General features: G+C 42.0%; 14 protein-coding genes. 6 read left to right on the top strand and 8 right to left on the bottom strand.

Annotated elements, in window-relative coordinates:
* Positions 1-37: 37 nt before the first annotated feature.
* On the top strand, positions 38-745 hold the full coding sequence (locus M1K58_RS05090; RefSeq protein WP_256757573.1) for a response regulator transcription factor: 708 nt from the start codon (positions 38-40) through the stop codon (positions 743-745).
* Positions 746-893: 148 nt separating this feature from the next.
* Here M1K58_RS05090 and M1K58_RS05085 read toward each other — a convergent pair whose 3' ends face one another.
* Together M1K58_RS05085 and hisC are read right to left on the bottom strand one after the other, a co-directional pair.
* Positions 894-1,424 (bottom strand): YfiT family bacillithiol transferase, encoded by a 531-nt coding sequence (locus tag M1K58_RS05085; protein ID WP_256757572.1) that lies wholly within the window; start codon positions 1,422-1,424, stop codon positions 894-896.
* Positions 1,425-1,473: 49 nt separating this feature from the next.
* Positions 1,474-2,541, bottom strand: a complete 1,068-nt coding sequence (gene hisC / locus M1K58_RS05080; protein ID WP_256757571.1) for a histidinol-phosphate transaminase — start codon at positions 2,539-2,541, stop codon at positions 1,474-1,476.
* A gap of 217 nt (positions 2,542-2,758) precedes the next feature.
* Between hisC and M1K58_RS05075 the strand changes: the two genes are divergently transcribed.
* Both M1K58_RS05075 and M1K58_RS05070 read left to right on the top strand, forming a co-directional pair.
* Entirely contained in the window at positions 2,759-3,514 is a 756-nt protein-coding gene (locus M1K58_RS05075; protein ID WP_256757570.1) for a DUF2087 domain-containing protein, read from the top strand.
* A 12-nt stretch (positions 3,515-3,526) separates the two neighbouring features.
* Positions 3,527-3,886 carry a GIY-YIG nuclease family protein gene (locus M1K58_RS05070; protein ID WP_256757569.1) on the top strand — a complete coding sequence of 120 codons (360 nt, stop codon included), beginning with the start codon at positions 3,527-3,529 and terminating at the stop codon, positions 3,884-3,886.
* On the opposite strand, the gene M1K58_RS05065 is transcribed toward M1K58_RS05070, so the two are convergent.
* Positions 3,879-4,823, bottom strand: coding sequence for a hypothetical protein (locus tag M1K58_RS05065; RefSeq protein WP_256757568.1), 945 nt, complete (start codon positions 4,821-4,823; stop codon positions 3,879-3,881). The genes M1K58_RS05070 and M1K58_RS05065 overlap by 8 nt on opposite strands.
* Before the next feature lie 160 nt (positions 4,824-4,983).
* On the opposite strand from M1K58_RS05065, the gene abc-f reads away from it, so the two are divergent.
* On the top strand, positions 4,984-6,540 hold the full coding sequence (gene abc-f / locus M1K58_RS05060; protein WP_256757567.1) for a ribosomal protection-like ABC-F family protein: 1,557 nt from the start codon (positions 4,984-4,986) through the stop codon (positions 6,538-6,540).
* A gap of 48 nt (positions 6,541-6,588) precedes the next feature.
* On the opposite strand, the gene M1K58_RS05055 is transcribed toward abc-f, so the two are convergent.
* The 5 genes from M1K58_RS05055 to lepB form a co-directional block, all read right to left on the bottom strand.
* Positions 6,589-6,741 (bottom strand): hypothetical protein, encoded by a 153-nt coding sequence (locus tag M1K58_RS05055; RefSeq protein WP_256757566.1) that lies wholly within the window; start codon positions 6,739-6,741, stop codon positions 6,589-6,591.
* Positions 6,742-6,753: 12 nt separating this feature from the next.
* Positions 6,754-7,254 carry a GNAT family N-acetyltransferase gene (locus M1K58_RS05050; protein WP_256757565.1) on the bottom strand — a complete coding sequence of 167 codons (501 nt, stop codon included), beginning with the start codon at positions 7,252-7,254 and terminating at the stop codon, positions 6,754-6,756.
* A gap of 355 nt (positions 7,255-7,609) precedes the next feature.
* On the bottom strand, positions 7,610-8,170 hold the full coding sequence (locus tag M1K58_RS05045; RefSeq protein WP_256757564.1) for a hypothetical protein: 561 nt from the start codon (positions 8,168-8,170) through the stop codon (positions 7,610-7,612).
* Positions 8,171-8,202: 32 nt separating this feature from the next.
* Positions 8,203-8,979 (bottom strand): hypothetical protein, encoded by a 777-nt coding sequence (locus tag M1K58_RS05040; protein WP_256757563.1) that lies wholly within the window; start codon positions 8,977-8,979, stop codon positions 8,203-8,205.
* 65 nt (positions 8,980-9,044) lie between these two features.
* Entirely contained in the window at positions 9,045-9,626 is a 582-nt protein-coding gene (gene lepB, locus M1K58_RS05035; RefSeq protein WP_256757562.1) for a signal peptidase I, read from the bottom strand.
* A 648-nt stretch (positions 9,627-10,274) separates the two neighbouring features.
* Between lepB and M1K58_RS05030 the strand changes: the two genes are divergently transcribed.
* On the top strand, positions 10,275-10,862 hold the full coding sequence (locus tag M1K58_RS05030) for a TetR/AcrR family transcriptional regulator (protein WP_256757561.1): 588 nt from the start codon (positions 10,275-10,277) through the stop codon (positions 10,860-10,862).
* Entirely contained in the window at positions 10,859-11,938 is a 1,080-nt protein-coding gene (locus tag M1K58_RS05025) for a DUF418 domain-containing protein (RefSeq protein WP_256757560.1), read from the top strand. The genes M1K58_RS05030 and M1K58_RS05025 overlap by 4 nt, the downstream gene beginning before the upstream one ends.
* The last annotated feature ends 43 nt before the right edge of the window (positions 11,939-11,981 follow it).

Genomic DNA, 11,981 nt, shown 5'->3' with positions numbered 1-11,981 from the left:
GAGTATTCCTAACAAACTCTTAAAGGGTGTGACTGAATTGACGAGAGTACTCGTTATTGAAGATGATCCTATCATCGGAGAAATGCTCACCCTCTATCTAACAGAAGAGAGTTTTGAAGTACATCGCGTGGAGTCCTCTAGAGAAGGCAAATTTGCATTAAGCACATTTGACCCAGATATATTGCTGCTTGACCTGATGCTACCGGATGCTAGTGGAACAGAGCTGTGTTCAGAGTTTAGGCAGCTCACCGCAATCCCGATCATTGTGATTTCCATGAAGCCATCTGTTACCGTTCGAATCCAGGCGATTAGCTCTGGTGCGGATGATTTCCTCGTTAAACCATTCAGTATGCAAGAGCTTAAGGTTAGAATGGATGCCGTACTTCGAAGAACAGCAAGTCCTCGTCTAGCCGCAGCTCAGCCCATGCATCATGGTGTTTCCCAACCTGCTGAACCACAACTAGGGCTACAACTCGATCTAGAACGCAGAACAATCGTACTTAACGGTGAGCATATCGAGACCACCTTCTCCGAATACGAGATCATGAAGTTATTCTACCAGCATCCTAACCGAGTATTCAGTCGGGAGGAATTAATTAATACTGTTCGTGGAATTGATTCTTTCATAAATGATCGTGCCATTGACGTTCATGTTACCAATCTAAGACGCAAGCTGGAAAACAATCCAAAAGAACCGCAATTTATTAAGACGGTTTGGGGTGTCGGCTATAAGTTCATTAATTAACATAGGTGAGATAGATCAGGGCTCCTTCTTATCGAAGGTAGCCCTATTCGCGCAGGATTACAGCCATCAAATGATCACTCGATCTCCATAGGAGAAGTAATGAACTAAGCCATGTAAAACCAATTTTGCTACATTTGACTTGCTCTTATTACCAGCCCATTCTCACTCGAAGAGAAGTAATGTGCGCAACGTGATGTCGTCCATGCCATGCGTACATCCCTGTCGCATGCTCCAAGCGATTAACCTGCTTCGAACCAGGGTGGAAGAACGTTCGAGCATAATCTTCGTCTGTCATAGAACGAAGCAATATCACCCAGCGTTCATGTAGAGCTTTAATTAAAGTTGTAGACAGCTCCACTGGTGCTTCTAACGTATCAGAGAGTAGCGCCCAGCGATCTTCATAATAAGGCTTAATAGTGGGTTGCTCTTCAGTCAAAGCCAGCTTAAATCGTGTGAAACTATTCAGATGACTGTCCGCAATATGATGGGTGACCTGCCTAATCGTCCACCCCTCTGGTCGATAAGGGGTATCAAGCTGTTCAGAGCTTAGACCTTGTAAAGCGGCAGCAAGCCTCGTTGGCAGGACTGAAATCTCCGTGATCCAGTCGACTCGTTGCTGAACGGTAATTGGTCCTTCATGGTTGAAATGACCTATTGGATATTTCATATCCTCTGTCATGAGAAACAACTCCTTTATGTGGTTAAATAATTGCTCCGTACACCAATTGCTAAACTTTTTGCGCGACGATTTCACTTAGAGCTGTCATGAATATTTTCATTTCCTCATCGGTTCCAATACTAACACGCAAATATTGATCTATCCTCGGTTTGTTGAAGTATCGAACGAGAATTCCTCTGCTCTTCAACGTATGGAATAGCTCCTGCGCCGAAATTTGTGGGTGGGTGACGAAGATAAAATTAGCTTTGGATGCTATGACTTGAAACCCTAACGGCTTCAACGCTTCATGGGTCCACTCTCTTGTTGCGACAACTTTACGATTTGTTTCCTCGAAGTAGGCTTTATCCTCTATTGCAGCAACGGCACCCGCCAACGCTAAGCGATCCAACGTATAAGAATTAAATGAATTCTTGATCCTGTTTAATCCTTCAATTAGATCAGGATGCCCCATTGCCATCCCCACACGCAAACCAGCTAACGAACGTGATTTGGATAACGTTTGTACGACTAGCAAATTGGGATAATCCATAACGTACGGCAAGACCGACTCCCCGCCAAAATCGATGTACGCCTCATCCACGATGACCACCTGATCCTGGTTAGCATCTAGAATTTCCTTAAGGTGCTCAACCAACATAAAGCGGGCTGTAGGCGCATTGGGATTCGGGATAATAATGCCGCCATTCGGGATGCAGAAGCGCTTCGCATCGATCTCAAACTGATCACCCGTCGGTATCGTCTCATAATTAATACCATATAACTTCGCGTAAACTGGATAAAATGTGTAGGAAATGTCCGGAAATAAGATGGGCTTTGCTGCGGAGAAGAAGGCTTGAAAAGCGAAAGCCAATATTTCATCCGAGCCATTGCCTACGAAAATATGCTCTTTCGATAGCTGATAGTATGTAGCTAGTGATTCTCTAAGCTCGTCGCACGTTGGATCAGGATATAATCGTAGATCAGAATTCGTAGCGGCATGAATAGCTGCGATCACCTTAGGGGAAGGTGGATACGGGTTCTCGTTTGTATTCAATTTGATATATTGTTGGTCCTTAGGTTGCTCTCCCGGAACGTACGGAACAAGTGATGCGGTTAATTCACTCCAATATTTACTCATTTAAGCTACCTCCCTGAAGTGTACTACTCTTTGATTCCGTTTGTGTAATCATGTCGTTACTTCGTATGAACGCCTTAAATCACTTCCATAATTATACATCACTGATGATCCGAGGTATAGATTAGGTATGGATTATATCTCCTCCAAGTTGACATTAAACAAACATAATTATATATTGTCTATATAATTATAAACATTATTAGGATGTGTTTGAATAATGAATGTGTCAGAGTTCTTCTGGAATTCCTCGATTGACGAGCTCAAACAAGGATATATTCGGGAAAACGATTATTATGTATGTTTATTGTGCGGTAAGAGGACAGAGCTTGGTGTCATTTATCCAGAGGATGGCGTTTACTATGACGCTGAGAAATATATGCGTATTCATATTGAGCATACCCATGGCTCGGTATTTGATTATCTGATTGGTTTGGATAAGAAGCTGACCGGCCTTACAGACCATCAGAACAGCCTACTCCATCTGTTTCATCAAGGGAAAAGTGACAGCGAAATTCAGAAGGAAATGGACATAGGTAGTGCCTCCACCATTCGCAATCATCGCTTTGTCCTGAAGGAAAAGGAACGCCAATCCAAAGTATTCTTGGTCATGATGGAGCTACTGAAGGAAAAAGACCAGCATGCGCCGTCCATAGTTGACATACACAAGTCAGCGACAATGGTCGATGATCGTTACAACATCACCCAAGATGAAGCTGAGAAAGTACTAAAGAAGTATTTTCCCGATGGAACGGATGGCCCCCTCTCTACTTTCAAAATGCAGCAGAAGCATAAGTTGATCGTATTACGTGAAATCACCAAACGATTCCAGGGCAATCACAATTATACGGAGAAGGAAGTCAATGACATCCTCAAAACGGTATATGAGGATCATGTCACATTGAGACGTTATTTGATCGATTACGGGTTTCTAGACCGACAGCCTGATGGCAGCCAGTATTGGCTTAAAGAATAGGAGAAGATGACTATGAATAACAAAGAAGAACGAGCACGATTGGTGGACCAGTATAAAAAAATTCCAATTGAAGCCGGAGTGTACCAGATTAGGAACACAATAAGTGGCAAACTAGCCGTAGATACTACACCCAATTTAAAATCACTAAACGGACGCAGTATGTCTCTTCGCATGGGTACCGATAAGAACAAAGAACTTCAGAAGGATTGGAACGAACTAGGACCGGATGCATTCGTTATGGAAGTATTAGAGGTACTCAAACCAAGTGATAATCCATTTGTCATTCAAAAGGATGAATTAAAGAAATTAGCGGACAAATGGATCGATCAGCTTCAGCCTTTCGGAGATCGCGGTTATCATACCGTTAAATAGGTGATAAGTAACGTCCACTTTCAATACTCGTCTCTACAAAGCGTTGTCCTGACTGTTTGAGTACAGTAATGTTCTCACCTTCCGCCCCCATCCACTTCACGGCGATTACAATCCCGTCTGAGGATGCTGCAGCGAAGAGAAATGAGAACATCTCAGGTATAACTTCACCTTGGTCATCTACCCGCCATGTCGAATTTGCATCATATGTGGCTGGGTAATCCATAAACACCATTTGTACTCCATCATATAAGACTAAACTAGCCAACATTTGATCTTCTTGCCGTTCGAATTGAACTAAGAAGATCTGTTGGTTTTTATCCGTCGTTGCTAATAGCCAGCTGTGGGTAATGGCTCTATTCTTAGATTTAGATATCTTATCGGCAATCGCTGTTTGCGGCTCCTGAGGCTCTGACGGGTTAATCTTGATTAGAGAATTCAAGTTGAAGCTGGTTTCATTGATCAAATAATAGCTGTCATTTGCAACTGCAGTACCTTCGATAACCTCATATAAGTCGCCTTCAAGATTATCGAAATTATGAGCAGCTTGTCTACCGTTATCTTTCTCTGAACGGGCTTGATGCTTAACATACCGTATTGTAAGTATCTGACCCTGTTCTCCGATTGCCTTCGTTAATTGTTCCTTTAACTCCCCACTCACATTTCCCTCTTGATCCGTCTGTTCTTGCTGACTTGCTACCGTAATGATGCGATTACCCTCATTGTTTGCGAATCCAAAAGTGTTAGGCAACTTATTAGTATCCAGCAACTCTGACGTTACGGGTATTGGTTCTGCAGAAGGAGCTGTTGGAGCGGGTGTTACTGAGGTTGTTTCTTTCGGAATAGCCGTAGCCGTGGGTTTACTTGCATTTGGTGCTGATTTCTCATTACAGCCTGTAAGCATGAATGTGATTGCTATTAGAATGATCCATTTGTTCATTGAGAGTCCTCCTCCTTATATAAATTTAAGTTCATTTCAATTCCTATATTATAACAGTAATGTGCATAAAACTTGAAATCGTTGAGTTTTGCACCTTCTCCAGATTATAATAAGATTTAGTGTGCAAAAAAACGATGAATAAAGAAAAAGGTGTCTAATTATGAGCGTTCTAACAGTTAAAAATTTAACTCATGGTTTTGGCGATCGTGCGATATTTAATGACGTTTCATTTCGTTTGCTTAAAGGTGAGCATGTAGGACTTATTGGTGCCAATGGCGAAGGAAAATCAACGTTTATGAATATCATAACGGGAAGCTTGGAGCCAGATGCAGGTAAAGTCGAGTGGTCTAAAAAAGTTCGTGTAGGTTACTTGGATCAGCATTCTGTCTTACAGAAGGGTATGACCATTCGCGATGCTCTTCGTGGAGCATTTCAATACCTGATGGATCTTGAAGCAGAAATGAACGACATGTATGAGAAGATGGGATCTGCAACACCAGAGGAACTGGAGCAGCTCTTAGAAGAAGTAGGGAATAGTCAAGATATCCTAACGAATAATGACTTCTATTTAATCGATGCCAAAATCGAAGAAATCGCTCGTGGCCTCGGTTTAGGAGATATCGGATTAGATCGGGATGTGCATGATTTAAGTGGTGGACAACGGACTAAGGTGCTATTGGCTAAGCTACTTCTTGAGAAGCCAGACATTCTTTTACTCGATGAGCCTACCAACTACCTGGACGAACAACATATCGAATGGCTTCGCCGTTATTTGCAGGAATATGAGAATGCCTTTATTCTGGTTTCTCATGATATCCCCTTCTTAAATAGTGTTATCAACTTGATCTATCACATGGGTAACCAAGAGTTAAACCGTTATGTGGGTGATTATGATAACTTCTTGCTCCTACACGAGGCTAAGAAGCAGCAGCTTGAATCCGCGTTCAAACGTCAGCAACAGGAAATTGATGATCTGAAAGACTTTGTAGCCCGTAACAAAGCTCGTGTCTCCACTCGTAACATGGCCATGTCCCGTCAGAAGAAGCTCGACAACATGGATATTATCGAGCTTGCTAGAGAGAAGCCGAAGCCTGAATTCCGGTTTAAGGAAGCTCGTACATCGAGTCGTCTCATCTTTGAAGCGAAGAGCTTGGTCATCGGTTATGAAGAGCCTCTTTGTAGGAATATCGATTTACTCATGGAACGCGGACAGAAGATCGCGATTGTAGGAGCTAACGGAATCGGTAAAACAACGTTGCTACGTAGCCTTCTCGGAGAGATCCCACCTCTCTCAGGCTCTGTGAAGCAAGGTGAGAACATGTATACCGGCTACTTCGAGCAAGAAGTCAAAGGAAATCAAGACGAGACTTGTATTGAAGCCGTATGGAAGAACTTCCCGTCTATGACCCAATTCGAAGTTCGTGCTGCACTTGCCAAGTGTGGTCTAACAACAAAGCATATAGAAAGTAAAATCCATGTCCTCAGTGGTGGCGAGAAAGCCAAAGTTCGTCTCTGTAACCTGATCAATAAGGAAACCAACCTACTCGTACTCGATGAGCCGACGAACCACCTAGACGTTGATGCGAAGGACGAATTGAAGCGTGCGCTACAAGCTTACAAGGGTAGCATCCTCCTCATTAGCCATGAACCGGAATTTTACCGTGAAGTTGCGACCGAGATTTGGAACTGCGAATCTTGGACAACTAAATTATTCTAATGAAATGGGACAGCCCACAAGTGTTTAGCTTGTGGGCTGTCCCTTATTTTAAGATTGACCTTTCTTTTCTCTTAAGGTATCCCTGATTTCCTCTAACGTCTTCTGCATTTGGTTCATTCTTTGTAATGAAGAATATTGATTTCCAATAATGCCTGCTAATCCAATAATGATGATAATGACAATGAGTAAAGTCATCTTCATTCACTCTCCTTCTTACACTTTTCTCCCCATGATGACCACGTCTCTATCGATTCCATCCAAAGTCGCGACACCTGGAAGAAACCCCCACTGCTCGAACTCGAATTTTCTTAATAACGCTAAACTAGGCTGGTTATGTCCGAAAACTAGAGCTACGATATTGCGAATATGTAACCGCGGACATTCCTCGAGTGCTTTCTGAAGAAAAATACTTCCGATACCACGCGAACGACTCTTCGGAGAAATATAGATGCTAATCTCAGCTGTAGCATCATATGCGGCTCTAACATTGTAGGTTGAGAAGCTAAGCCATGCGATAATCTCGCCGTCGACCTTCATCACCCACAGTGGTCTATGATGCTCAGAATGCTCATCAAACCAATGTACTCGGTCCTCAACGGAGACCATTTCCAAGTCTGCTGTTACCATACGACTTGTGATTGTTGAATTATAAATTTCAACAATGGTTTCTAATTCATCTCTTGTTGCATGAACGATTTCATATGCTAGCTGCATCTCATATTCCCCCACTATGAAGTCCTTCTAGGTGTGTGTTTAATGTGTAATCTCTAAATTCTCTAAGCCAATTATAACTCTTCATATCCACATTGCTCAAATACAAAATTGTCAGCAGCGGTAAAAGGAAAATTGCTTTTAAATGCATCGACTACTAACACTTTATTTTCTTTTAACAAAAACACATACTTAAGCACATTCTAGGGTTCCTCATTTACACTTCACATTTTCATTCCCTCTCGGGTTTCAGTTCAACTCAAAATCTCGCTCCACCAAGGCACTTTTTTGGCCTTCGCATACACACAACTGAACGTTGCTAGCACGTCGGGGACGTCAAAGTTGTATCAAGATAGGCTTACTTTATTACGCGTATATACTGACGCTCTTTCCACTCGAACTCATTTTCTAAGCGAAATGTGGTTAGATCAAGCACGAGATCGAGCTCCTTATTTGGTGGCTCCAACAGTCGTTCGCGCCCATGCGCCCAACAAGAATAGAGCTCTAACTCTTCACCTAATTCCATATTTTGACGAAGGTAATCGAATAGCTCTGTTAAGCATTTTTTGTTCTTCTGGTAGCTGGTGGGGAAAGACTCTTTAATTTCGTCATTAATGTGGAAAGAACCGCCTTCAGAGTTCACTTGATACACGAATGGATGACGAAATACATGCGAAGGATCTTGAATGGGTATGGGTCCGGTGATATACAAGCCAGCTGCATCCTCTTCAGTCTCGTATATATCCATTAGCTTATCACCCTCTGGATATTTCTCCAGTAGCACTTGCATGAAGGGATTCTCCTTCTCAGAAGGATTCACATGCGTCACGTAATGCATAAGAGTCATAACCGTTTTCTTCTGTCCAAACGAGCCTGTCGGAAACTCATGGCTTGTAGCAAAATAATAAAATAGGGTCACCGGAAATATCATCTCCTTAAAGGGTTCTCTCTCTACAATCCTGCCGCTGCTTTTATTTGTGCTCTTTGAGCCATAATTAACTCTTTCAATTTTTCTGTTCCAAAACCACCCGCAGTAAAACCATTCGCTTTGGGATAATAGACCATCCGAAAAGACGTACCATCTTGTAGATGTACGCGTAGAAAAATACCGGATTCATGTTTTGTTTTCATATATACCGCATCGAAGCCGACATAGGGCAGAGGCAGAAGCTCCTGAATGAAAGCTATGGACGCCTCCTCACTGAAGTCACCAATCGGACTGCCGTCGTATGCGCTTTCTAGGCTAACTTTCTCCACTCGCCCGTCGATGTCTAATAGCTCTCCCATGGTTGCCGCATTCGGATTATCCTTAACTTCGTAGATCTTGTTATTCGCTACGACACGGAAATCCGACTTATAGCCCTGCAAAGCATATATAACTGTTCCTATCGGAAGAAATGCCGCATCCCCGTTCTTCACCACATGATCCGTGCAAGCATGCTCATTCAACATATAAGAGACTGAACCTACCTTGTCTCCGAGTATCTCCTCCGCTACTGCTTTGGTTCCATCGTAGTTGTGATAATACTTAATGTTATTAATCATCAAGAAATCGACCCATTCAAGAATTTCCATGCATGGTTCTGTTTCCTTCTCTACGACAGACTCAGGATCAGCTACTTGGGATTGTCGTGTCACTTCCCCATTGCCTATTGCTCCGCAGCTGACAACAATCATCATTAATAAAAGGTAAAGCGACGTCTTTCCCAAATGCATCATCCATTTCATAGCCAATCACCTCAAACGCTATAGACGAGTTTACTGCTTTCGATGTTTCGAGATTATCCAACATTTTACCAATTTTGATAACCGACTACTTTTCCTAACAGTTCGTCCTTAAGGAATGCTCCTGCCGTTTGACTGTCATTAAAGCCTCTCCAGCGCACATCCGCTAAGAGATAGTACTCATATTCTTTCAACGCTACCGCGTCCCAAGAATCATTGTTGTTAAAAGTAGAATCATCACCGTAGAAAGCGTCCAGTTTTTTGTTATCGATATAGACTTGCCCCTTATTAATGCTCACCGATTCATTAGGAAGCCCTACGATTCTTGCGATATCTGTGTTTTGCTCTTGATCTGTTTTGTCCTTAGTCTTAAACACCACAATATCCCCACGAGAAATTTCGTGTTGCTCGTAGTATTGCAAGTCTACTAACACCTCATTTTGCACACTAAAAGGATGTGGGTGACGATAACCAACGTCTGATAACATGCCATCTGTTCTTACCTTTACCTTCGTTAACGACAAATCAGGGTTCTCGATCGCCTTTATTTGCTTTTGAGACACGTTGTCGGTGATAGTATCCGTGCAACCGTTCAAAATCAAAGCAATGAGTAAAGTAATCCCAAGGACTGTTATTTTTCGTCCCAGCATTGATTTTCACCCTTTCCTATTTAGGAAATCGCTTTTGAAACGAATGGATATCCCAATCCAAAAGTTACACCAGTTGAGATAAAAAATATATTAAATAGCTGGGCTTCAGGTGAAAAGAAACTGCCACCACCATTCAATATGATAATGAATGTAGTTGGTATCACAAAAATTAGCCCACAACAAATCGGATAGAGTGAATAGCGAAGTAAGGGTTGACCCACTTTACGATTGATAACAACGCATATTAACAGATAAATTAGCCCTATTGGAATAAATGCGAACGCTGACCAAAATACGACCGAATAGTTGTCCCCTCCCAGTCTCTCCTTCCAGATCACCCAAAGAGCACTTTTATACATGAGGAAACCAATCCAATAGGATAAAACAAATGCAAATAATAAACATAGGTTTTTATAAAATCGCACAGCAAGTTCCACTTCCTCTAGTTGAGATATAATCGAGTCACTCACGAATTCTAGAATGTAAAATCTAGTTATCTGAATTATATCCGTTCTCCTAAGATTCAGTAGTTCTAACTTTTGTAGTACCCCATCCATCCCATCATCCATAATAAATATTGCAAATAACCACGATATCCGATAAACTTTACTTACCGATCGGTAAGTAAGTTCAATGGGGGATGTTAAAATGAAAATGACTTCGACGTATACTGATATTTTGAATGCGGGGTACCGTTTATTCGCAGAACACGGATTTGAAAAGACAAGTATGAGCATGATCGCTAAACAACTGAACATATCAAAGCCAGCTTTGTACTACCACTTTTTGTCTAAAGAAATCATTATCGATGTGCTGTTTGATGAGATATGCAAGAGTATCGGGTTTACAAACTTTTTCAATATCCAGGACTACACCAACAACAACTTCAAAGAGAAGCTTATATCTGATGGCCTTAGAATGATTTCTAGTCAGCAAGAAGATGAAAATTACTCGCGCATCATGAAGCAGTATCAAGTATTGGGCTACAGAAACCCAAAATATTCGCAAAAATTGCTTGAATTATTAGATGGATTTACTGTGGGGTTTGCCAACTTATTGCAGCACGGGGCTTCTATTGGGGCAATCCATGACCATGATATATTGATCAAAGCACAGACACTGAACATGATCATTGACAGTATAGATCATTTTATCAGCTACGGCTTCGAGTATGATTATGCCGACATATGGACAAAAGCAGTTCTTACCCTCGTTCAGGATGAGGATTCTAAATGAGCCACTCGACACAGCGTATAACAGCTCTTGATTTTGCAAGGGCATGGGCGATCTTCGGAATGATTATCGTGAACTATAAGCTTGCGATGCAGGCCGAAAACAACGGAGCTAAATGGTTGATCGAAATAGCGGGTTTGTTCGAAGGAAGAGCTTCGGCACTGTTTGTCATGCTTGCAGGGCTCGGAGTGTCATTAATGACTCGGAAAGCAAGAAGTTCAATGAACAAAGACCTCATTCTAAACAATCGGCGCAGCTTGTACAGGAGGGCTATTTTCCTTTTAATCACGGGAATGTTATTGCTGCTTGTGGGCTGGAGTGCTGACATTTTACATTATTATGCTGGGTTTATGCTTGTAGCCGCGGGCTTAATCACAGTGTCCAACAACAGAATACTTGGTTTGACTGTTGTTATCCTGTTAGCTTCCCAGTTGTTTCTAATCGTATTTGATTACAGTAAGGGCTGGGACACGACCTTCCACGAATATGCGAGCTTATGGACGATTGAAGGGTTTTTCCGCAATTTGTTGTTCAATGGATTTCACCCCCTATTTCCCTGGTTGAGCTTTTTCCTCTTTGGCATGTGGATGGGTAGGCAGCGTTGGCTAGACCCGGAAAACCGACTAAAGTTACTACTCTATTCTTTATTAGGGATTGTTTTTTTCGAGATGGTTTCCTATTCACTGATACAATGGACTTCATCTGTATTAGATAATGAAAGTACAAGTTATTTGTTTACGACAAAACCGATGCCACCCACCATTCTCTATGTATTATCAGCGACCTGTTCAGCTATTGCCATCATTGCGGTCAGTGTTTATATCGTCGATAAATTTGAAAAATCCCTTCTGGTGCAGACACTCATCAATACCGGTCAGCTATCGTTAACTCATTATATCGGACACGTGGTCATCGGATTAGGTTTTCTAGAGGCAGTTGGCAGGTTGGACAATGGAAATCTCGCTTTTGCAATTGCCTATGGGTGCGGTTATTTTATTATCTCCCTCTATTTTTCTTATAGGTGGAGAAGATGGCTGACAAGAGGCCCAATCGAACTACTCATGAGAAGATTGGGTTGATTCATTTGTGAGAAATTTACTATTTATTGGGAAAATAGTGCCG

Source organism: Cohnella sp. WQ 127256 (assembly GCF_024519285.1).
GTDB lineage: Bacteria > Bacillota > Bacilli > Paenibacillales > Paenibacillaceae > Cohnella.
Note: the sequence above shows the minus strand (reverse complement) of the source record. Positions and strands in the feature narration are given on the sequence as shown.